At 55.0% G+C, this 23,435-nt stretch carries 17 protein-coding genes; 13 read left to right on the top strand and 4 right to left on the bottom strand.

The genetic code is table 11. The annotated features are described in order from the left end of the window. Positions 1–6 precede the first annotated feature (6 nt). Genes cobN through RA157_RS16440 form a run of 3 tightly spaced genes read left to right on the top strand, consistent with a single transcriptional unit; the run spans position 7 to position 5,864 of the window. On the top strand, positions 7–3,759 hold the full coding sequence (gene cobN, locus RA157_RS16450; protein WP_350334205.1) for a cobaltochelatase subunit CobN: 3,753 nt from the start codon (positions 7–9) through the stop codon (positions 3,757–3,759). After that, positions 3,749–4,375, top strand: coding sequence for a cob(I)yrinic acid a,c-diamide adenosyltransferase (gene cobO / locus RA157_RS16445; RefSeq protein ID WP_350334204.1), 627 nt, complete (start codon positions 3,749–3,751; stop codon positions 4,373–4,375). Before cobN ends, cobO begins: the two co-directional genes overlap by 11 nt. Positions 4,376–4,394: 19 nt before the next feature. Continuing rightward, positions 4,395–5,864, top strand: a complete 1,470-nt coding sequence (locus RA157_RS16440) for a cobyric acid synthase (protein WP_350334203.1) — start codon at positions 4,395–4,397, stop codon at positions 5,862–5,864. On the opposite strand, the gene cbiB is transcribed toward RA157_RS16440, so the two are convergent. Continuing rightward, on the bottom strand, positions 5,853–6,824 hold the full coding sequence (cbiB, locus tag RA157_RS16435; protein WP_350334202.1) for an adenosylcobinamide-phosphate synthase CbiB: 972 nt from the start codon (positions 6,822–6,824) through the stop codon (positions 5,853–5,855). The two genes, RA157_RS16440 and cbiB, sit on opposite strands and share 12 nt — an antisense overlap. Beyond that, a complete protein-coding gene (cobD, locus tag RA157_RS16430) occupies positions 6,814–7,827 on the bottom strand; it encodes a threonine-phosphate decarboxylase CobD (protein WP_350334201.1) in 1,014 nt (337 codons plus the stop codon). The genes cbiB and cobD overlap by 11 nt, the downstream gene beginning before the upstream one ends. Before the next feature lie 189 nt (positions 7,828–8,016). On the opposite strand from cobD, the gene RA157_RS16425 reads away from it, so the two are divergent. The 4 genes from RA157_RS16425 to RA157_RS16410 all read left to right on the top strand — a co-directional run bounded on the left by RA157_RS16425 (position 8,017) and on the right by RA157_RS16410 (position 12,440). Next, a complete protein-coding gene (locus RA157_RS16425) occupies positions 8,017–8,661 on the top strand; it encodes an SRPBCC family protein (protein WP_350334200.1) in 645 nt (214 codons plus the stop codon). Between the two features lie 80 nt (positions 8,662–8,741). Next, positions 8,742–9,227 carry a (2Fe-2S)-binding protein gene (locus tag RA157_RS16420; RefSeq protein WP_350334199.1) on the top strand — a complete coding sequence of 162 codons (486 nt, stop codon included), beginning with the start codon at positions 8,742–8,744 and terminating at the stop codon, positions 9,225–9,227. A gap of 33 nt (positions 9,228–9,260) precedes the next feature. After that, positions 9,261–11,624 (top strand): xanthine dehydrogenase family protein molybdopterin-binding subunit, encoded by a 2,364-nt coding sequence (locus RA157_RS16415; RefSeq protein ID WP_350334198.1) that lies wholly within the window; start codon positions 9,261–9,263, stop codon positions 11,622–11,624. Between the two features lie 15 nt (positions 11,625–11,639). Beyond that, positions 11,640–12,440 carry an FAD binding domain-containing protein gene (locus tag RA157_RS16410; RefSeq protein ID WP_350334197.1) on the top strand — a complete coding sequence of 267 codons (801 nt, stop codon included), beginning with the start codon at positions 11,640–11,642 and terminating at the stop codon, positions 12,438–12,440. Between the two features lie 129 nt (positions 12,441–12,569). On the opposite strand, the gene RA157_RS16405 is transcribed toward RA157_RS16410, so the two are convergent. Both RA157_RS16405 and RA157_RS16400 read right to left on the bottom strand, forming a co-directional pair. Next, on the bottom strand, positions 12,570–13,685 hold the full coding sequence (locus tag RA157_RS16405) for a saccharopine dehydrogenase family protein (RefSeq protein WP_350334196.1): 1,116 nt from the start codon (positions 13,683–13,685) through the stop codon (positions 12,570–12,572). 105 nt (positions 13,686–13,790) lie between these two features. Continuing rightward, positions 13,791–14,240 (bottom strand): Lrp/AsnC family transcriptional regulator, encoded by a 450-nt coding sequence (locus tag RA157_RS16400; protein ID WP_350336231.1) that lies wholly within the window; start codon positions 14,238–14,240, stop codon positions 13,791–13,793. 165 nt (positions 14,241–14,405) lie between these two features. Here RA157_RS16400 and RA157_RS16395 point away from each other — a divergent pair, with 165 nt between their 5' ends. From RA157_RS16395 to RA157_RS16370, 6 genes are all read left to right on the top strand, one after another. Continuing rightward, positions 14,406–15,308, top strand: a complete 903-nt coding sequence (locus RA157_RS16395; protein ID WP_350334195.1) for a polysaccharide lyase family 20 protein — start codon at positions 14,406–14,408, stop codon at positions 15,306–15,308. A 59-nt stretch (positions 15,309–15,367) separates the two neighbouring features. Next, entirely contained in the window at positions 15,368–17,233 is a 1,866-nt protein-coding gene (locus tag RA157_RS16390) for an adenylate/guanylate cyclase domain-containing protein (protein WP_350334194.1), read from the top strand. 141 nt (positions 17,234–17,374) lie between these two features. Continuing rightward, positions 17,375–19,267, top strand: a complete 1,893-nt coding sequence (locus tag RA157_RS16385) for an ABC transporter ATP-binding protein (RefSeq protein ID WP_350334193.1) — start codon at positions 17,375–17,377, stop codon at positions 19,265–19,267. Then, positions 19,264–21,222, top strand: a complete 1,959-nt coding sequence (locus RA157_RS16380; protein WP_350334192.1) for an ABC transporter substrate-binding protein — start codon at positions 19,264–19,266, stop codon at positions 21,220–21,222. Before RA157_RS16385 ends, RA157_RS16380 begins: the two co-directional genes overlap by 4 nt. A gap of 9 nt (positions 21,223–21,231) precedes the next feature. Next, on the top strand, positions 21,232–22,257 hold the full coding sequence (locus RA157_RS16375; RefSeq protein WP_350334191.1) for an ABC transporter permease: 1,026 nt from the start codon (positions 21,232–21,234) through the stop codon (positions 22,255–22,257). Positions 22,258–22,267: 10 nt separating this feature from the next. Beyond that, on the top strand, positions 22,268–23,434 hold the full coding sequence (locus tag RA157_RS16370) for an ABC transporter permease (RefSeq protein WP_350334190.1): 1,167 nt from the start codon (positions 22,268–22,270) through the stop codon (positions 23,432–23,434). Position 23,435: the final 1 nt, after the last annotated feature.

Genomic DNA, 23,435 nt, shown 5'->3' with positions numbered 1-23,435 from the left:
TGACCCGTGCATATTCTTCAGGCCCAGGGTGGACGGATTGATGCTGGCGACGAGGCTGTTGATCTCGGTCAGTCTCCCGGTGATATCGTCATCCTGTCGGCGGCCGATACTGAGCTTGCCGGTTTCTCCAAGGTGCGGACTGGCATGGAGGACGGGTTTCCATCCCTTCGCCTTGCCAATCTGATGACGCTCAACCACCCGTTTTCGGTCGATCTCTATGCGGATCAGACCTTGAGCGGAGCAAAGCTCGTTTTTGTTCGGGTTCTTGGTGGGGTCAACTACTGGACCTACGGTATTGAGCGCCTGTCCGAGCTTGCCCGTGGCGGTGCCTTCAAACTGGCAATCGTACCGGGTGATGACAAGGTTGATCCGGTTCTGAAAACCTATTCGACGCTGGATGACGAGGCAACAGACGCGCTCTGGTCCTATTGCGTGCATGGTGGTCCAAACAATCTTGCCAATGCTCTGAGGCGGATGGCTGGTCTGATCGGTTACCCGTCGAATGATGATCTGCCTGAGCCTCAACCTTTGGACAAGGCCGGGATCTACTGGCCGGGTGCCGGGCAGGTGAAGCTTGAAGACATTCAGGCGCGATGGCTCCAGGATGCTCCGGTTGCGGTTATCATCTTCTACCGGGCTCTTATGCAGGGTGGTTCTCTTGACCCGGTTGATGAACTGGTCGGTGCCTTGCGGGATGAAGGCATCAATGCGCTGCCCCTATTTGTTTCAAGCCTGAAGGAAGATGTGTCTGCCGGTCTGGTCAACGGTCTGTTTCAGGCCCTTGATCCGGCTGTGGTTCTGAACAGCACCGGTTTTGCACTGTCCAAGGCGGGTGCGGAACATCAGCCGACACCACTTGATGCCACTGCTGCGCAGGTTCTGCAGATTGTCTTTTCCGGTACTGACCGGGAGGCATGGGCGGAGAGTGACCGGGGATTGTCCATCCGCGATCTGGCCATGAATGTGGTTATGCCGGAGCTTGACGGCAAGGTTCTGACCCGTGCTGTATCGTTTAAGGAGCAGGGGGATCTTGATCCGCTGACGGAATCCCGCCCTGTGACCTACAAACCGGAACCGACCCGGATCACCTTTACCGCGAAACTGACTGCTAACTGGGCAAAACTGCGCCATGCCGAGGTTGATGAGCGGCGTGTGGCGCTGGTGCTGGCGAACTATCCGAACAAGGATGGACGCCTCGCCAATGGTGTCGGTCTTGATACGCCAGCCAGTGCCGTGTCCATCCTCCATGCTCTGGCTGAGAACGGGTATGATACCACTGGTCGACCGGATGATGCCAAGGCGCTGATGGACAGGCTGATGGCCGGTCCGACCAATGCGCTTGGTGAGCGGATTAATGGTGACGCTGAATTGTCTCTGGATGCGTATCAGGTGGCTTTTGATGCGCTACCAGTGAATGTCAGAGACCGCATGACCGAGCGCTGGGGTACACCGGACGCAGATCCGTTTGTGGTTGATGGTCGATTCCGGCTGGCCATTCATCGGTTTGGCAATGCGGTGGTCGGCATCCAGCCTGCCCGTGGCTACAACATTGATCCAAAAGAGACTTATCACTCGCCGGATCTGGTGCCTCCGCACAATTATTTTGCCTTTTATATCTGGCTGAGAGAGCAGTTTGGCATCCATGCCATTGTGCATGTGGGTAAGCATGGCAATCTGGAATGGCTGCCGGGCAAGGCGATTGCCCTATCGGATACGTGTTTCCCTGAGGCGATGCTGGGCCCTGTGCCCCATCTCTATCCCTTCATCGTCAATGACCCGGGCGAGGGGACCCAGGCCAAGCGCCGGACTTCTGCTGTCATCATTGACCATCTGACACCGCCGATGACCCGGGCAGAGGCTCATGGACCCGCTCTGGAGCTCGAAGCTCTGCTGGATGAATATTATCTGGCGACTGGTGTCGACCCCCGTCGGGTGGCTTATCTCCGGAAGGAAATTCTGAACCTATCAGCCCGTCACGGGCTTGATCTGGATTGCGGGATTGAGCGTGATGAGGATGAAGACGATCAGCTTCAGAAGATCGATGCGCATCTCTGTGACCTGAAAGAGCTGCAGATCCGGGATGGTCTGCATATTCTCGGCAGTTCCCCTGACGGTGTTCAGCGCCGTGATTTGCTGACGGCGATTGCGCGTGTTCCACGCCCCGGTGATGATCCGCGTCACCAGTCTCTGCAGCGGGCAATTGCCCTGGACCTTGGTCTGTCCATTGATCCGCTCGATTGTGAGATGGCTGAAACCTATAGCGGTCCCAAGCCCGAGGCACTGGCGTCTTTGGATAACAGCCTTTGGCGGTCCAATGGTGATACGGTTGAACGGGTTGAAGTACTTGCGACGGCTTTGGTTTCAGGCGATTCAGAGCCAGATGAAAACTGGGCCGCGACGCAGGCCGTTCTTCAGGAAGTCCAGACCCGCTTTGCGCCGTCTGTCGATCAATCCGGCAGGTCTGAGATTGAAGCCGTGCTGTCCGGATTGAGCGGGCGGTTTGTGCCTCCGGGAGCGTCCGGGGCACCGACCCGCGGCAGGCCGGAAGTGTTGCCAACAGGCAAGAATTTCTATTCCGTCGATGTGCGGTCTGTGCCGACCGAAAGTGCCTGGGCGCTTGGCAGACTGTCGGCGGAACGTCTGGCCGAACGGTATTTCCAGGATGAAGGGGATTGGCCAAGCTCCATCGCCCTGACGGCCTGGGGTACGTCCAATATGCGCACCGGCGGCGATGATATCGCTCAGGCGCTGGCTCTTATCGGTGCAAAGCCGGTCTGGGAGGCCGGATCGGGGCGCGTGACAGGGTTTGAGGTTATTCCTCTGTCCGAATTGAAACGGCCCCGTATTGATGTGACCTTGCGGATTTCCGGTTTCTTCCGGGATGCTTTCCCGCATCAGATTGACCTGTTTGACAGCGCAGTGCGGATGATTGCCGGTCTGGATGAGCCGGACGATGCCAACCCGATTGCAGCGCGTGTCAAAGAAGAGCGGGCACGCTTGAAGGCGGAAGGGATTGAAGAGACTGCAGCAGACAAGCGCGCCGCATTCCGTGTGTTCGGTTCTATGCCTGGTGCCTATGGTGCAGGGCTGCAGGCCCTGATTGATGAGAAGATCTGGTCTGACAAATCCGATTTTGCCGATGCTTTTCTCTCCTGGGGTGGTTTTGCCTATGGGGCGGGTGCTGAAGGGGATGAAGCCCGCGGTCTTCTGGAAGATCGTCTGAAGACAGTGGACGCGGTGGTTCAAAACCAGGATAACCGGGAGCATGACCTGCTCGATTCAGATGATTACTATCAGTTTGAGGGTGGTCTTGCAGCGACTGTCTCGCATCTGAAAGGCTCTGCGCCGAAGAGCTATCATAATGACCATTCTCGCCCTGAACGGCCGGTTATCCGCACTCTTGAGGAAGAGATTGCGCGGGTGGTGCGCGGCAGGGCGTCAAACCCGAAATGGATCGCCGGTGTGATGCGCCATGGCTACAAAGGTGCGTTCGAGATGGCGGCGACGGTTGATTATCTTTTTGCATTTTCGGCGACCACAGATGCGGTGAAAGATCATCATTACGATCAGCTCTTTGAGGCCTATCTGGATGATGAGGAGGTGCGGGACTTTATTGCCCGTGAGAATCCACCGGCATTGGTCGAAATGACTGATCGTTTTCTTGAAGCAATTGACAGGGACCTCTGGGCACCGAGACGGAATTCGGCCTATGGTCTTTTGATGGAACTGAAACAGGGAGGAATACCGAATGGCGCGTGAAATGACGGAAGAAGAGGCCAATGCCCGCCATGCGGAGAAGATGAAGAAGAAGAAAGAAGCCCGCGACAAGATCATGTCCACCAAGATCGATGAGAAAGGCCTTCTGGTCGTTCACACCGGTAAGGGCAAGGGCAAGTCGACGGCTGCTTTCGGAATGGTCTTCCGCTGTATTGCTCATGAGTTCCCGTCTGCCGTGGTGCAGTTTATCAAGGGCGGCATGGATACGGGCGAGAAGGCCCTGATCAAGGAGCATTTCTCCCATCTCTGCGAGTTCCACGCCATGGGCGAAGGGTTTACCTGGGAGACCCAGGACCGGGAACGGGATATTGAACTGGCTCAGGCCGCGTGGGAAAAGGCCAAGGAACTTATCCTCGATCCGGGCATCAAGATGGTGCTCCTGGATGAGCTGAATATTGCCCTGCGTTATGACTATGTGGATATCAACGAGGTGATTGATTTCATGCAGAATCAGAAGCCGGAAAACACCCACGTGGTGATCACGGGCCGTAACGCCAAGGATGAGCTGCTCGAGATCGCTGATCTGGCCACCGAAATGACCCTGGTCAAGCATCCGTTCCGTGCTGGTGTGAAAGCCCAGGCCGGGATTGAATTCTAGGTTTTGAAGGCTCAGAACTATGAAACAGGTTCCGGCGATCATGTTGCAGGGGACGGGCTCCAATGTGGGCAAGTCCATGCTGGTTGCCGGGCTTTGTCGGGCCTTGCTGAAGCGCGGCTACAACGTGCGTCCGTTCAAGCCGCAGAACATGTCGAACAATGCGGCTGCCACTGATGATGGTGGTGAGATCGGCCGGGCGCAGGCTCTTCAGGCTCGCGCCTGCAACATTCCCACCAATGTGCATATGAACCCGGTTCTGCTGAAACCTGAGAGTGACCAGGGTTCGCAGGTTATTGTTCAGGGCAAACGCTTCGGCACTATGAAGGCGCGGGATTATTTCCGCAACAAAGGACAGTTGCTGTCTTCTGTCCTCGAATCCTTTGAAACGCTGTCAGACGGGGCTGACATCGTCGTGGTTGAGGGTGCAGGCAGCGCTGCCGAGGTCAATCTCCGAGCCGGTGACATTGCCAATATGGGTTTTGCGGAAGCCGCCCGGGTGCCGGTTGTTCTGATCGGCGATATTGACCGGGGGGGCGTGATTGCCAGTCTTGTGGGCACCCATGGTATTGTCTCGGACAGTGACAGGGCGCTGATCAAGGGCTTTCTCATCAATAAATTTCGTGGTGACCCGACGTTGTTTGATGAGGGCGCGCTTTTTATCAGTGAGCGGACCGGGTGGGATAACCTTGGTGTTCTGCCCTGGTTTTCGGCTGCGGGAAAATTGCCTGCTGAGGATTCGGTGGATCTGGATACAAGTCGGGAAAAGGCGCATGCGACGTTCCGTATTGCCGTGCCGCGCTTGCCCCGTATTGCCAATTTCGATGATCTGGACCCGCTTCATCTGGAAGATAATGTGAGCGTGACACTGGTTGAGGCTGGTGACCCCATTCCTGCCGATACCGACCTGATCATTCTGCCAGGTTCGAAGTCGACAATTGCTGATTTCAACGCCGTGAAAGAAGCAGGATGGGATATTGATATCAAAGCCCATGCCCGCCGTGGTGGCGCAGTGCTGGGACTTTGTGGCGGTTATCAGATGCTTGGTCGCATGATCCACGATCCGAACGGGATTGAAGGCCCTGCTGGCAGCACTGAAGGACTGGGACTTCTGGATGTTGAGACCGAACTGACTGAGACAAAGCAGACCCGGCTGGTCTCAGGTGTTCATTGTCCGAGTGGTCTGGCCGTTCAGGGTTATGAAATCCACCTTGGTGAGACAACAGGGCCGGACTGCGCGCGCCCTGTTGCCGAGATTGCAGGGATATCCGACGGGGCCATATCTGCAGATGGACGGATTGTCGGTACCTATCTGCACGGCTTTTTCGGGGACGATGCTCTGCGGCGCCATGTGTTGAACGGATTGAAACCGGGTGTCGCCTCTGATCTCGCCTATGAGCAGACTGTTGATGACACACTGGACCGTCTGGCAGAGCATGTGGAAGCGCATCTGGATGTGGACGCGCTAATCCGGATTGCCTCAAGCCGTTAGCAACAGAAGACTTCCAACAAGACCAGTGATCAGGCAGGCAGTCTGGACGAGGATTTTGAGCGACCGCCGGATATCCAGGGCTGTGGCGTCGCGTTTTCCACCATCGTTCATATAGGGATCGTCGACCAGCTCGGAGCCATATTGGCGGGGGCCGGCCAACGCCAGACCGAGCAGGGCGGCCATGGAGGATTCCGGCCATCCGGCACTGGGGGATTTGTGCCGTGGCGCATCTCGCAGCATAACGGACAGAACCGTCAGCGGAGATTTTCCATGCAATGGCGCAAGCAGCGTAAACAGCAGGCCGGTCAGCCGGGATGGCACGTAATTCAGCAGATCATCAAACCGTGCGGACGCCCAGCCGAATTTGCGATACCTGTCTGAGCGATGACCGATCATGCTGTCGGCGGTGTTGACGGCCTTGTAGAGAATAAGGCCGGGCAATCCCAGAAGCGCGAACCAGAACAGCGGGGCGGTGACGCCATCAGAAAAATTCTCGGCGCAGGATTCAATCGCTGCACGAGAGACACCGGCCTTGTCCAGCTTATCCGGATTGCGACCGACGATCATGGAAACAGCGTGGCGTCCTTCGCTGAGGCCTCGATCGAGACCATCGGCAACGGCTTTTACATGGTCATAGAGACTTCTCTGGGCAATCAGTGTTGCACCAGCCATGCTGCCCAGAATGATGCCGATCAGCCCGTCGTCAAACAGGGCATGGAGCCCGCCGCCGATAACAAGAGAGATCGTAATCAGCGTCAATAGGGTCAGGATGCCATTCAGCTTGCGCCTTGTTTGAGAAAACCGCGCTGTGTTGAACCGTTTATCCAGTCTGTCGATCAGATTACCGATGATAACAACAGGATGGGATAGTCGCGACCAGAGCCAGGGTGGTTCGCCGAGCCAGGCATCCAGTGCGATGGCCCCCAGAACCATCCAGAGGATTGTCGGGTCAAGAAGCATGGGTGCTGCTCCATTCGCTCAAGGCTTGCTCAAACCGATCAAAGCCGTTTTGACGTTCATCCGGCAAACCAATCCGCATCCATGTGGGTGCATAGTCGAAAATGCGGGTCCAGATGCCGCGTCTGGCCAGATGGTCATGCAGTGTTTTTGCCCCGTCTGTCTCAATCAGTTGAAACAGGTCGGTTCCACCGATGGGAGAGAGGCCGTGCCGATCCAGAATGGTATCAAGGCGCTCTCTCAATATCCGCAGGCGGGTAGACTGTTCTGCCTGCCAACCATGATCGGACAGGGCTTGTTCGGCCAGAACAAGTGATGGCCCTGTTATGGGCCATGGGCCAATCCTGTCTTTCAGCTGCTCCACGATGGATTCGTCCGCAACAGCAAAGCCAACCCTCAGGCCTGCAAGGCCATAGAACTTGCCGATGGATTTCAACACAATCAGGTTTCGTCCAGCTACATGTGGCACGAGACTTTGGTCGGGGACCAGATCACCAAAGGCCTCATCAATGATCAGCCAGCGGCCTTTTTCGGTGAGCTTATCCGCCAGAGAGAGGAGGTCTGTCTGGTTGAACAGTCTGCCGGTGGGATTGTTCGGATTGACGATCAGAATCACATCGCTGTCGGGTTCCGGTTCCAGATCAGGCTCCGGTTTGACAGTCCACCCTGCTTTTCCCCAGGCTTTTGCATGCTCGTTATAGGTTGGGGAGAGGATGATGATGTTCTTGCCGGGCAGTATGGACGGAAGCGTCTGAATGACGCCCTGAGATCCGGATGCCAGGGCAAGCTGTGACGAGGTTTTGGCCTGATAAGTCCGGGCGGCGGTTTCTGCGAGCCGTTGATAAGGACCGGAATCCGGCAGCTCCCGGATAAGGGCCTCTGAAAGACAGTCGCTTGAAAAGGGATAGCTGTGTGGGCTGATCCCGGTCGAGAGGTCAAGCCAGCCCTGCTCCGGCGTACCATATGTCAAACTGGCCGCTGCCAAATCTCCACCGTGCTGCATCATTGCTCCCGGTTCCTGCAATAATTCTGCATGCTGTCTATCAACCCTTGTCGGGCTTTGGCAATCATGTTCCACTCTATGCCAAAAGGTCGGGGGTCATTAAATTTGTCCGACAGTCTAATATGTTGACGTGTTGATTGAAATTACGCGCTCGCAAGAAGCGCTCCATGAGTGTCGGGGAGACTTTGAGACATGGACATGAAGGGGGAATACAGAATTCCGGCAAGCCGTGAGGCGGTCTGGGATGCTCTGAATGATCCGGATGTTTTGCGCGCATCCATTCCGGGATGCGAGAGACTGGACAAGGTTTCTGATACCGAGCTTGAGGCGGATGTCACATCGAAAATCGGCCCGGTAAAAGCCAAGTTCAAAGGCTCGGTTACCCTGTCAGAGCTTAATCCGCCGGAAAGTTATGTTATCTCAGGTGAGGGAAAAGGCGGCGTAGCCGGATTTGCCAATGGTGGAGCAACGGTGCGTCTTGCGGAAGATGGCCATGAGACCATTCTGACCTATGAGGCGCATGCCAAGGTCGGGGGCAAGCTCGCCCAGCTCGGGTCACGTTTGATCGACTCAACAGCCAAGAAGATGGCGGATCAGTTTTTCAGCGAATTCAGCCGTATCGTTGCCAAGAAAGCGGCAGCCGGGGGCGGTGCGGATGAGAGCGACACGTCAGAAACGGCGCATGAAGAAGGCGTAGTGGAAACAGTCGTGCATGCGGCACAAGATCTTGAGGAGAAGGCCGAAGTGGCTGCTGCAAAAGGTTTTCTGGGCGGAAGCATGATGTGGGGCTGGATTGCAATTGCTGCTTTGGTCGTGCTTCTGGCCATCTTCATTTAGGAGTTTAATGATTGTGAGAGTGTGGCGCTTGTCCTGGAAGCCAGCGCCGCATTTAAGAGAGTGGAAATGGGAGGACAATGATGGCTCACGTGTCTATGACCGTGAACGGGAAAGAGGTGTCGGCGGACGTTGAGGACCGCACGCTTCTGTCTCAGTTTCTTCGTGAAAACCTTGGACTGACCGGAACCCATGTGGGATGTGATACATCCCAGTGCGGGGCCTGTGTGGTCCACATTGACGGGCAAGCGGTGAAGTCGTGTACAGCTCTGGCTGCTCAGGCTGATGGCACGTCTGTCACGACGATTGAAGGTCTGGCTGATGGTGATAACCTGCATCCGGTGCAGGCGGCTTTCCGCGAGCATCATGGCTTGCAGTGCGGTTTCTGCACACCGGGCATGATCATGGCGGCCACAGAGATGATTGCCAAACACGGATCATCGCTGACCGAGGAAACCATTCGCGACAATCTTGAAGGCAATATCTGCCGCTGTACCGGCTACCACAATATTGTCAAAGCCATTCAAGCCGCTGCTGCCGAAATGGCTCCTGCAGCTGCTGCTGAATAATCGCGAACCGAAGCCATTCATCGGGAGGATACCATGAGTGCTGAAGGCATCGGAGCGCGCGTGCTCCGAAAGGAAGACAAGAGATTCATTACAGGCCGTGGTCGGTATACGGATGATATCGAACTGAAAGATACGACCCATGCGGCCTTTGTCCGTTCACCCCATGCGCATGCGAAGATCAGGTCGATTGACGCCAGTGCCGCACTGGAGGCACCGGGCGTTATTGCTGTTCTGACCGGACGTGATCTGGCCAATGACCAGATTGGCGGACTGATCTGCGGGTGGATGATCCACTCAAAGGATGGCACCCCCATGCATGCGGGAGCGCATCCGGCGATTGCCGCTGATGTTGCCAAACATGTGGGTGATCAGGTTGCCATGGTGATTGCCGAAACCAGAGCGCAGGCACGGGATGCCGTAGAGCTGGTTGAGGTCGACTATGAAGAGCTGGATGCTGTGGTTGATCCGGCCCAGGCTCAGGCAGCTGGTGCACCGCAGATTCATCCAGAAGCTGTCAACAATCTGATCTATGACTGGGAAATCGGCAACAAGGCTGAAACAGATGCAGCGTTTGCGTCTGCTGCTAATATCGTTTCCATGGATATTCTGAACAACCGTCTTGTTCCGAATGCTCTGGAGCCACGGGCGGCCATCGGGTCTTATGACCCGGCTGAAGAGGCCTATTCGCTTTACAATACATCCCAGAACCCTCATGTGGCCCGTCTGGTGCTCTCTGCTTTTGTCGGCATTGCACCTGAACACAAGCTGCGCGTTGTGGCTCCGGATGTTGGCGGTGGTTTCGGCTCCAAGATCTTTATCTACCCCGAAGAGACAGCCTGTCTCTGGGCGTCCAAACGCATCGGCGGTCGTCCGGTCAAATGGACGGCAGACCGCACGGAAGCCTTCCTGGTTGATGCCCATGGCCGTGATCATGTCACAAAGGCAGAGATGGCCTTTGACGCCAATAATATCGTCACCGGTCTGCGGGTCAGCACGATAGCGAATATCGGCGCTTACATGTCGACATTCTCGTCATCCGTGCCGACCTATCTCTATGCGACGCTTCTGTCGGGACAGTACAATATCCCGAATATCCATGCAGAAGTGCAGGCGGTCTACACCAATACGGCACCGGTTGATGCTTATCGTGGTGCAGGACGTCCGGAAGCCACTTATGTGGTTGAACGGATGATGGAGACCTCGGCCCGTCAGCTTGGTGTTGATCCTGCGGACCTGCGACGGAAGAACTTCGTCCGATCCTTCCCGCATCAGACACCGGTGATCATGTGCTATGACGCTGGCGATTATGATGCTTCGCTCGATTCTGCACTTGCTGCTGCTGATTATGCCGGTTTCCCGGCCCGTCGGGCAGAAGCGGCAGGGCGTGGCAAACTGCGCGGTATCGGCCTTTCCTGTTATATCGAGGCCTGCGGTATTGCTCCGTCTCAGGCGGTCGGATCTCTGGGGGCTGGTGTCGGTCTCTGGGAATCGGCTGAGGTGCGGGTGAACCCGGTTGGCACGATTGAGGTTCTGACCGGTTCTCACAGCCACGGGCAGGGACACGAAACGACCTTCGCCCAGCTGGTGTCTCAGCGTCTTGGCGTACCGACAGGCAATGTACAGATCGTGCATGGGGATACGGACAAGGTTCAGTTCGGTATGGGAACTTATGGCTCCCGTTCCGGTGCCGTGGGTATGTCTGCCATCTCCAAGGCACTCGACAAGGTGGAAGCCAAGGCCAAGAAGATTGCCGCCCATCTGCTGGAAGCCTCAGAAGCCGATATCGTCATTGAAGGCGGTGAGGTAAAGGTTGCCGGAACGGATAAGGTTCTTGGTTTCCATGAGGTGGCTCTGGCTGCTTATACCGGCCACAATCTGCCGGAAGGCATGGAGCCAGGCCTCAAGGAAGGCGCGTTCTATGATCCGACTAACTTCACCTTCCCGGCAGGGTCGTATGTCTGTGAAGTGGAGGTGGACCCGGAGACCGGTAAAACCGAAATCATCCAGTTTGTGGCAGCCGATGACTTTGGCACGATCATCAATCCGATGATTGTGGAAGGTCAGGTTCATGGTGGTCTGGCACAGGGTATCGGCCAGGCGCTGCTGGAGGGCTGCTCCTATGATCCGGAAAGCGGTCAGCTCCTGACCGGCTCTTTCATGGATTACTGCATGCCGCGTGCAGATGATCTGCCATCCTTCCAGGTCTCCACCACGGAAACGGTCTGTCCGGGTAACCCGCTTGGGATGAAAGGCTGCGGTGAAGCGGGAGCCATCGGCTCGCCGCCTGCTGTGATCAATGCTATCACGGATGCCATCGGCATTAATGATCTGAACATGCCGGCTACGCCCATGCGGGTCTGGCAGGCTGTCGGTGCGGCCAAGGCCGCTGCGGAATAATCGGGAGGCTGACTTATGTATGAAACCACATATCACAAGGCTTCTTCGGTTGCGGATGCGGCCTCGAAGCTCACAAGCTCAGATGACGGCAAGCTGCTTGCAGGTGGCCAGACCCTGATCCCCACAATGAAACAGCGTCTGGCGGCTCCGTCAGACCTGGTTGATCTCGGCAGGATTGATGGCCTGGATAACATCTCGTCTGATGGGACGAGCGTGACCATCGGCGCCATGGCGACTCATGCGTCGGTCTCGTCCGATGATGGTGTTCAGTCCACCATTCCGTCTCTGGCGTGTCTGGCTGCGGGGATTGGTGACCCACATGTGCGCAATCGCGGTACGATTGGCGGATCTGTGGCCAATAACGATCCGGCTGCAGACTATCCAGCGGCTGTTCTCGGGCTGAATGCGTCTGTGAACACCAACAAGCGGACCATTGCTGCTGATGAGTTCTTCTCAGGTCTGTTCGAAACGGCTCTGGATGAGGATGAAATCATCGAATCCATCACCTTTGCCAAACCGCAAAGGGCCGGATACGCGAAGTTTCCAAACCCGGCCTCCCGTTACGCGATGACCGGCGTCTTCGTCGCACAGCTTGCAGATGGTTCGGTTCGCGTGGCTGTTACCGGTGCCGGCAATGACGGGGTGTTCCGCGTTGCTGAAATGGAAGCAGCACTTGCCGCCAACTGGTCAGCGGATGCGATTGCATCTTTCTCTGTTTCAGCAGATGACATGCTTGGGGATATCCATGGAACCCAGGAATATCGTGCCAATCTGGTCACTGTTATGGCTAAGAGGGCAGTGGATGCTGCTGTCTGACATCGGGCATTAAAGCAAGTTGAGCTCAATGGATTTCATCCAACATGCTTTAGCCGGATTGTTGAAATGAAGAAGCCGGGGTTCTCAGAACCCCGGCTTTTTGGTGGCCGTTTGACTGGTATATGAGATCTATTCTGCAGCGATGGGCAACTCTTCAGATGAGATTTCGGTCTGATAGAGACGGCCAAACCGGTTTTGCAGGAACAGATCGAGCGGAACATCTTCCTGTTTCAGATAGCCCTGGCCGGGCAGGATACCTGTGACGACCATATCCATAACCGCGCAGATGCCTGCCGCTGTTGTGATCTGAATAGCGCTCCAGACTTCGCCGTATAGCTCGTCGGCATAGACCTTGACTGTGAAGCTCTCCTGCTCGAAACGTCCGTCTCTGTGGCCTGAGGCGGTCACAAAGACCAGAACAACATCCTGACGGGTCATGGGGACCGCTGTTTCAAGAACATCCTTCAGGATATCACGCCGATCTTTCAGGCGCAGTTCATTGACCAGCAGGCGACATATCTCGAGATGTCCGGGATAGCGAACTGTCTTGTAATCAAGGGCTCGCACCTTGCTGTCTAGAGTTTCGCAGAGGGAACCAAGGCCGCCTGACGTGTTGAACGCTTCATATTCCACGCCGTCCAGAGAGAAATGCTCTTCGCCTTCAAGAGGGGCAACCGAGACCTGATGTCCGTCGACAATGGCTTCACACGGATTGCAGTACTCGTTGATGAGGCCGTCCGTGCTCCAGGTCAGGTTATATTTGAGAGCATTGGTCGGATAGAGAGGCAACGCGCCAACACGCAGGTGAAGTGAATCCAGTGTTTCAAACCGGTGAGCCAGATCAGCGGCGGCAATGGAAATGAAGCCCGGAGCCAATCCGCATTGCGGCATGAAGACCCGCTTGCTCTCGGCGGCATAGGCTTTGACCTGCCTGGTGCTGGCCACATCTTCTGTCAGGTCAAAATAATGTACGTCAGAGGCTGCGGCCGCTTTGGCGATTGTGGCCGTCAGATGGAAGGGGGTGGCATTCAGAACCACCTGATAATCGGCCATGAGCGCGGTAAGCGACTGATCGTCTGCTACATCACACTGGACTGTATTGCAGCCAATCCGTTTGAAACTATCGAGCGCGGCTTTGTTCGCATCAATGACAGTGACACTGTAATCGCCAGTGTTGACGAGCAGGCTGGCAATCATCTGGCCGATTTTGCCGGCTCCAATCAACAGAACATTGGTTTTGATCATATTCCCCTCTCCAAAACAGGTGCTTCTGTAAGGATAGGGTCGGAGGAACGCGGATTCTGTAACCTGATTGACGGTTTAAATAGGATAATTCGTAATAATAACGGATTAGCCGTTGTTTTGACGAGAAAACTTGGAAGCTAGGACGATCCACGAATGCGAGCGTTCTATCCCCGGGGTTGCTGAGATTCGATCCAGCACATCGTCCAGCCGCTCCAGGGTCTCGGCTTCAACAGAGAGAAAAAGATCGTAGCGCCCGCTGACCGCATGACACACGGTGATCTCGGGATAAGTCTTCAGTTCTGCAACGACCTGGCCGGATTGTTTCTGGTCGACACTGAGGCCAACATGGGCACGAACTGTTTCGTCGGTTCGGGGGGCTTCGCGGATTGTGAAGCCTTCAATGACGTTGCGGTCGATCAGCCGGTTGATCCGATCCTGAACCGTTGATCGGGCGATACCCAGTTTTCGACCGAGGGATGCCGTGGATTCACGCGCATTGAGCCGCAGCAGGGCGAGGAGTTTCCTGTCGGTTTCGTCTTGTAAAAAGATTGTCATCAATCTTCCCAACTCTTCGTTTATGTCTATGTGCGTGCTAACTAAATTCATCGGATAACAGGTTTGCTTTTCTCCATCGTTCATATTTGACGGAAGGTCTCAATGAAAAAGCATGTTTCACGCCTCGGAAAATTGTGTCTTGGTCTGACTTTCGGATTATCGCTTTTGAGCATTTTTCCGGGCACGGGTCACTCTGACGTGCTGCATGAAACATTTGAGGGCACAGGCTTTACTCCGGACGGTGTACTTTTCTACAAGGATAACGAAGAGCAGCGTGCCGGGCGATATGAATTCCAGAGCAAGGTTGTTCGATCTGGAAAGCAGTCGATCAGCCTGATGGTCGAACAACGATGCGCTGACCATGACAAGGGGTGCAGTGAACGGGCAGAACTATGGGAGCGCAATGACCTGCGTCTGCCTTATGGAACCGGCACCTGGTACGGCTTCAGCATCAATGTGGCAAAGCCTGTGCCGAAGGATAACATTCGTCATGTTCTTGCGCAGTGGAAGAGGGCGATTGACAGGCCATCAGGACGCAACAGCAGTCCCTTCTTTGCCATACGGATGCGTGAAGGTATTATCTACGCAACAGCAGAGACACATCTGCTGGAGCCTTTGAAAAATCCCGATGGGTCCATCAAACGTGTTTGCGACCCCGGAGAAGCGCGAATCTGGAATCGCCCGGAAGACGGACAGTCCAGGATTTTTGTTGCAGCTAATCCTGCCATGTATCTGATGCGCCTTGATGAATATTCTGCCTGCACCGATCAGGTTACGGTGAGCAGGAACGGTTTCGAGATTCCTGACGCAGAATCCGGTTGGGTTGATTACTCTGTCTACGTTGAACCGGATCCTGAGGGGAATGGACGCATTGAGTTTTTTACCAACGGCAAGCATATTGCCACCGTAACCGGGGCTATCGGACATCGTAATCTTGGACCAAACCAGTATTTCAAGGTTGGGCCATATCGGGAGGGTAATGAGATACCCTGGACCCTGCATGTAGATGATTTCCGACGCAGTTCCAGCTGCAAGGATGTCTTGCCTGCGGAGGCCTGTCCGTTCTAGTGTCCGATCTCGCAATCACAAGACGTGATTGTTTATGAGACTGGAAGCCGGACTTGCAAATGCCATCCAAATTTATCAGGTCATTTCTGAGTCTTGGTTGGCTTTTCCGGCCATCAATCAAGACAGTGCTTATCGGGAGTATCAGCGCGCTCGTAACCGTGGCTGTGGGGCTTGTTCTGGCTGTTTCGTTGTCTGCCAATGTCTCCAACACATTCTCTCTGCTCAACCAGACATCATTGTTGCTAATTGACAATGTGAACACTCGCTTGACCTCCCGGCTTATGCAGGCACAGCGAACCGTTGAATATCTGTCTGAGCTTTATGAGCGCGACACGTTTGGTATCAACCAAAAGAATGCAGCGCTTGATCACATCCTGCGTGGTGCAATCGGAGCTGACACGTCGACGGCTGTGCTGATGGTTTTTGATACGCAGTTCAGGCATCAGGGGCTTTATCTTGGCGAGGCAAACACGGTTGTCCCGTTGGCCCCTGATCTCGCTGTTCCGGAACGCGCCAAAGTGCTCTTGAAGACTTTGGCAGTTGCAGACAAGCCTATTCAATGGGGCGGCTTCTTGCAGGCCGGGCCTGCGACATTTGTCACGGTGGCAGCACGCCTGGAGCGCGACGGCCAGTTAGGCGGATTTGTTGTAGCAGCGATCCCCGTGTCAATTCTCGCTGAAGAGCTGAAGGCTGTGTCAGAGACCACTGAAGCAACCATGTTGCTGCTTCGGGATAATGGTGCGGTTATTGCCACATCTGGCGTCAATGAATTGCTCCAGGAGCCAGGGGAAACTTATTTTGGCCTGGTGGACCGACGGCTCTACAAGGATCCCGTGCTTCGTGACTTTGATCGTCAGGGAGACGTGGATGGCTTTGAATTCGCAGCCAAATTCGGCGTCAATGTTCGGCGGATCGAGCGGGAGAAAGATGGTTTTCTCATTGTCATCAGTACGGATATCCGGGGGTTTGATACCCAGCCCTGGACCGTGGCAGGCTATCTTAATCGGGGGCAGGCCGGAGAAGAGGTCCGACGGCTGATGCTGTCGTTCGTGGCCGGGTTGGCGGCCTTGTTGGCAGCCATCGTTGTCGCCTGGGTTCTCGGGAAGCGGATCTCACGACCAATCAGAACGCTGGCTGAGAATGCCCAGCAGGTATCCAGCCTTGAGCTTGAAAAGGTGGATATGCTGCCGCGCAGCCGTGTTCGGGAATTTGATGACCAGGCTATTGCATTTAACCGCATGGTCGATGGTCTCAGGGCTTTCTCGACCTATGTGCCACGCCGTCTCGTTCATCAGCTTGTCGGCCAGGGACGCCATGAAGGGGTACAGTTCCAGCAACGAGACCTGACAATCATGTTCACCGATATTGTCGGGTTTACAACCCTGTCAGAAAATCTGAGCGCGCTGGAAACAGCGGATATTCTCAATCAGCATTTCAGTGATCTCTGTCAGGCGATTGAACAGCATCAGGGCACGGTCGACAAGTTCATGGGTGATGGTCTGATGGCCTTTTGGGGAGCGCCTGACCGTGTGGATAATGATGCTGTGCAGGCTATCGCTGCCGCACGTCAGATCATTAAGTCTGTCAAAGAGCGAAACAAGCGTCGCGTCGCTGCAGGTTTGCCAGCCTTGAGGATGCGTATCGGACTTCACTCCGGTGCGGTAACGGTTGGCAATATCGGTGCGCCAGGCCGTGTGAACTACACGATCGTTGGCGATGCTGTGAATGTCTGCCAGCGTATCCAGGATGCGGGTCGCTCGCTTCTGGACGGGCAGGAAATAGCTGTCATGATCAGCGAAGACACGCTTGAAAAATCAGGCATTACAGCTTCTGATGTCCAGTGCCTCGGCACCCAGTCTTTACGAGGGCGATCGGCCCCGATCCGCCTCTATTCGCTTCAGGAAAACGGCCTGGAGACTGAATAGCTTATTTATGCTCTCGAAAACGTTCCCTGTGGTGTTGCCTCAGACACATTTTTTTTATCATATGTGTCGTCGGCAGTGTATCATTCACCTGCTACGCAGATAAGATAAGCCCTGATATTCGCATCGCTTCTGGAGGAAGGCTTGACACTTCTATCAGTCAGAGACCTGGCCATAGACTTTCTGTCTGATGAAGGGCGTGTCTGTGCTGTCAACGGAATATCGTTTGACGTCCATCGCAAGCGGACTGTGGCCCTGGTGGGGGAATCAGGGTCCGGCAAGACTGTGGTATCAAAGGCCATTATGGGGCTTTTGCCGGACAAGGCGCAGATTACCCGGGGACAGATGCTCTTTGCCGACCCGGCAACGCCGGGCGATGTGACTGATCTGACAAAATTACCCCAGGACAGTGATCATTATCGGGCGCTCAGGGGAAACCGCATCGGTATTATTTTTCAGGAACCGATGACGTCCCTTTCTCCGCTTCACACAATCGGCGATCAGGTTTCAGAAGCCGCCAGACTGCATCGTGGCATGGGGCGCAAGGAGGCCCTTGCACTGACGGCCGAGATTCTGCGCCTGGTGCGATTCCCGAATCCTGATCGTGCGCTGAGCATGTATCCGTTCGAATTGTCGGGCGGGCTGCGGCAGAGAGCCATGATAGCCATGGCCCTGATCTGTCGTCCGGCCCTGTTGATTGCAGATGAGCCGACAACCGCGCTGGATGTCACTATTCAGGCTGAAATTCTGAAGCTCATACGGGAACTTCAGGATGAGCTGGATATGTCTGTCCTGATGATCACCCATGATTTTGGCGTTGTCGCCAATGTGGCTGATGATGTGGTGGTGATCTATCACGGCGAGATCATGGAATCCGGTCCGGTTGATACTATTTTCCGTGATCCGCAGCATGATTATCTGAAGGCGCTTCTGAATGCTGTTCCCCGGTTTGACATGGGAGACAGCGAAAGACTTATTCCCATTCGCCCGGTTAAGCCGAATACAGACGGTAGCCTTTTTGTTGAGGCTGAGAAGAGGGTGCTCAGTGCAGCTGGCACACCGTTGCTGAAGCTCGAGAATGTCTGCAAGACTTTCCGGCAACGGAATTCGGGTTGGTTTGGCGGCGGTGAGGATAATGTCACCAAAGCGCTTGATATGATCAACCTGACTGTGCGCCGCGGGGAATGTCTGGGTGTTGTCGGGGAATCAGGTTCTGGCAAAACGACAGCCGCCAAGGCCATGCTGAGGGCTATTGAGCTTGATTCCGGGACCATCCACTATCACGGAGGAGAGACCGAGCGGAATATTCTGGATCTGGAGGGAGAGGCCCTTCTGGACTATCGAAAGCAGGTGCAGCTGATTTTTCAGGATCCGTTTTCATCGCTCAATCCACGCATGACAATCTATGAAATCCTGTCCGAGCCGTTTGTTGTGCATAATATCGGCACGGAAAAGGAGCGGAATGAGCGGATCAAGGAGCTGATGTCTCTGGTTGGTCTTGACCCGAGATTCCTCCGTCGCTACCCGCATTCTTTTTCCGGTGGTCAGAGGCAGCGGATCGGCATCGCGCGGGCCCTGGCGCTGCTGCCGGAACTGATCCTCTGTGACGAGCCTGTTTCGGCGCTTGATGTATCGGTTCAGGCACAGATCCTGAACCTGCTGAAGGATCTCCAGAGCAAGCTCGGCCTGACCTATGTTTTCGTCAGTCACAACCTTGCCGTGGTTGACTACATCGCAGACCGGATCGCTGTGATGTGCCGCGGTCGGCTGGTGGAAGTTGGGCCGTCTGCAGCAATCGTGAACAATCCGCAGCATCCTTACACAAAGGCTCTTCTGTCTGCGGTTCCTGAGGCGGATCTGGATAATCCGCTTGATTTTGATGCCTTGAAAGCCGGTGGTGGGTCTGAGCCCGATGAGTGGCCGGATCCTTACAGGCTTGATAACGATACGGTGCCCAATCTGGTTCAGGTTGGTGATGATCACTTTGTTTGCGCGCCGGGGGCGAGCGCTGACAGCTACAACGGAAAGGCCGCATGATGGTCCCTATACGTTCGCTTTTTGCTCTGCCCTCAAGACTTTTGGGGGCTGTTGGATTATTGGCGGGGCTTTCTGCTGCTGCCTATGCGGTGGAGCTGCAGGAAACACCCACATTATCCAGGACGCATGACACTGCGAAACTGCCCGGTGTTGAAGAACGGGTGCCGTCCGAGCCCATGGTGGTTGATCTGTCCCGACGTGGCCGGTCAGCCGGAAAGCATGGCGGTGATATCCGTACGCTGATCCCCAAATCGAAGGATGCACGCCTGATCAATGTCTGGGGTTATGCCAGACTGGTCGGTTATGACGAGGCACTCAATCTCAAGCCGGATATTCTCAAGGACGTCGAGGTGGAAGAGGGGCGTATCTTTACGCTTCATTTGCGCGAGGGCCATAAATGGTCTGATGGACATCCGTTCACGGCTGAGGATTTCCGGTATTATTGGGAAGACATCGTCAACAACAAAGAGTTGACGCCTCCGGGACCTGAATCCTTCCTGCGGGTTGATGGTGAAGTGGCAACGTTTGAAGTGCTGTCGCCGAAAAGTGTGCGGTATTCCTGGTCAAAGCCAAATCCGGTCTTCCTGCAGACTCTGGCGCAGGCACGCCCGCCATTTATCTACAGACCTGCGCACTATCTAAAGCAGTTCCATATCAACTATGGAGATCCGGACTATATTGCCAAGCTGGTGAAAGAGAAAAAATCCAGCAAGTGGACAGCTGTCCATCACAATCTGGACCGGATGTATCGCGCTATCAATCCTGACCTGCCGAGCCTGCAGCCCTGGATCACCACAAGCGGCAAGAAAAGCCGTCGGTTCGTGATGATCCGGAACCCCTATTATCACCGTGTTGATACCAAGGGTCGGCAGCTTCCCTATGTCGACAAAGTCATCATGACGGTTGCTGATGGTCGGTTGATTGCGACAAAGTCCCAGGCTGGTGAGGTGGACTTGCAGGCAAGGAGCCTGGCGTTTTCTGATGTCACTGTGCTCAAGTCCGGTGAGGCGCAGCACAAATACAAGACCCGACTGTGGCCGATCGCAAAGGGCGCTCATATTGCCCTCTATCCCAATCTGACCACGTCTAATCCTGTGTGGCGCGAGCTGGTACGTGACAAACGCTTCCGGCATGCATTGTCTCTGGGTATCGACCGGAGAATGATCAATCAGCTGCTTTTCTTCGGCCTTGCCACGGAATCAAACAATACGGTTCTGCCGCAGAGCCCGCTCTACAAGGATGACTATCGCGACCGCTGGGCCCGTTATGACAAAGAAACCGCCAACAGGCTTCTGGATGAAATGGGTCTGGACAAACGGCGCGGCGATGGAATCCGTCTTTTGCCAAATGGCGAACCGCTTGAAATCATTGTGGAGACAGCAGGCGAGAGCAAGGAGCAGATCGATATTCTGGCTCTGATCGGCGAGACCTGGCGGGATATCGGTGTCAAGCTTTTTGCCAAGCCATCCCAGAGAGATGTCATGCGGGACAGGGCGTTCTCTGGTCAGTTGGTGATGTCGGTCTGGTCCGGCTATGACAATGGTATTCCGACGCCGGCGTCTGATCCGGGCGAACTGGTTCCGATCTCCAGTGAAGCGCTCTACTGGCCGCGTTGGGGCGAGTATTTTGAAAGCCACGGAACACGTGGTGAAAAGCCGGATCTGGAAGAAGCTGTGAAGCTGGTCGAGCTCTATAAAGAGTGGAAACTGGCGACCGGTGATGAAATGCGCATGCGGATCTGGCATGACATTCTTGAAATACATGCCGAGAATACGTTTTCGATTGGTCTGGTCAGTCTTGTCAGACAGCCTGTCGTTGCGTCCAACCGGCTAAAGAACGTCCCTGTGGAAGGGATTTATGGTTGGGATCCGGGGGCACATTTCGGATTGCATCGAATGGATGAATTCTGGCTTGAAGGCGCACTTGAAGTGTTGGCCGACGACGTCCGGCAATAAGGTAACTCTATGTGGATCTATATCGGCCGTCGCATACTGACCATGGTCCCCACTTTGCTGGTGATCAGCTTTCTGACATTTCTGATTATCGAACTGCCGCCTGGTGATTATCTGAGCAACCAGATTGCGCAGCTCCGGGCTCAGGGTGAGGAAGCCAGTATTGCGAAGATCGAGTTTCTGAAAAAGGAATTTGCGCTCGATCGGCCGTTTTTTGAACGTTACCTGATCTGGATTGGAGCCTGGCCAGGACCCAACGGATTCTCCGGGCTCCTGCAGGGTAATTTCGGCTGGTCGTTTGAGTTTGACCAGCCGGTTCTCGATGTTGTCGGGTCCACATTGATCCTGACGGTGGTGCTTAATTTCGCGACCATCCTGTTTGTTTACATCATGTCCTTTCCAATCGGCATTTACTCCGCAACCCGCCAGTACAGCTGGGGGGATCACGGGTTCACGCTGATTGGCTATCTGGGGCTGGCGACACCGAACTTCCTGCTTGGACTGGTGTTGCTTTACATATCCAACCGATATTTTGGTCTGTCTGTCGGTGGCCTGATGGATCCGAAATATATCGACCAGCCCATGTCGTTCGACAAGTTCAAGTCCATTCTGCTGCATCTGATTATTCCAACGATCGTTATCGGCACATCAGGGACCGCAGGTATGATCCGTCGTCTGCGGGCGAACCTGCTGGATGAACTTCACAAGCAATATGTGGAAACAGGCAAGGCCAAGGGGTTGTCGAATGGCAAGCTTCTGTTCAAATATCCTTTGCGGATGGCGCTCAATCCATTTGTTGCTGATATCGGCAACCTGATCCCGTCCCTGGTGTCCGGTTCTGTGATTGTATCTGTGGTGCTGAACCTGCCCACGGTCGGGCCCATCCTGTTGACAGCCTTGCAATCTCAGGATCAGTTCCTTGCCGGGTTCATTCTCTTGTTTGTGGCTGTTCTGACCCTGATCGGGATGCTGATTTCCGATCTTCTGCTGGCTGTTCTTGATCCACGCATCCGTCTGGGTGCCGAGGCTGCGCGATAAGGTAATACGTATGACAGAAGACAATCGCGAACGTTCGGCACATTACGTCAATCCGGCTCCATTTGACGCGCATTCCATTGAAGCGCTGACAGAGGAGCAGGAGCGGTATTACAGCGCGTCGCAATGGCAGATTATGTGGTGGAAGCTCAAGCGCCACAAACTGGCTGTCTGGTCTGCTGTTGTCTTGTTCTTTCTCTACCTGACAGTTCCGTTTGCCGAGGTGATTGCACCTTATGAAGCCAATACGCGGGACAACGAAAACCTCTATGCGCCGCCACAGGCTATTCACCTGTTCCATGACGGGGATTTTGTCGGTCCCTTTGTCTATGGCACCCGCGGTACGGTGGACCTTGAGATTCTGAAATGGAACTATGTGGAAGACCGGACCAAGGTCTATCCGATCCGTTTTTTCTGCCAGGGGGATACCTATTCCTTCTGGGGATTGTTTGATGCCAGCTTCCACCTGATGTGCCCGGCGGAAGGGGGAACGCTCTATCTGCTCGGAACAGATCGCCTTGGACGGGATCTCCTGTCCGGCATCGTCTATGGTGCGCGTCTGTCTTTGACCATCGGCCTTGTCGGGGTGACCATTGGCCTGGTGCTGGGTCTGTTCTTTGGCGGGATTGCAGGTTACTTCGGTGGCCTGATTGATTCTGCCGTTCAGCGGATGATCGAAATTCTGAGATCCTTGCCCGAGCTGCCCTTGTGGATGGCTTTGTCTGCAGCGCTTCCTGTGACTTGGAGCCCGATCAAGATCTATTTCGGCATCACCGTTATTCTGGGGCTGCTCGACTGGCCGGGCCTTGCCCGGGCGGTCCGGTCAAAGCTGCTGGCCTTGCGGGAAGAGGAATATGCGAAAGCTGCGGTGCTGATGGGTGCCAAGCCCGGTCGCGTTATCCGCAAGCATTTGCTGCCTGGTTTTGCCAGCCATGTGATTGCCAGTGTGACGCTGTCCATTCCAAGCATGATCCTTGGGGAAACGGCCCTGTCTTTCCTTGATCTCGGCCTGCGGCGTCCGGCTGTGAGCTGGGGCGTTCTGTTGAATGAAGCCCAGAATCTGACGGTTGTGACCATCTATCCGTGGCTGATGGCACCGGTTATCCCGGTCATCATTGTGGTGCTTGCCTTCAACTTCCTCGGTGACGGATTGCGGGACGCAGCAGACCCATACAAGTAGG

The sequence above is a fragment of the Coralliovum pocilloporae genome (assembly GCF_030845175.1).
GTDB classification, from domain to species: Bacteria; Pseudomonadota; Alphaproteobacteria; order Rhizobiales; family Cohaesibacteraceae; genus Coralliovum; species Coralliovum pocilloporae.
Note: the sequence above shows the minus strand (reverse complement) of the source record. Positions and strands in the feature narration are given on the sequence as shown.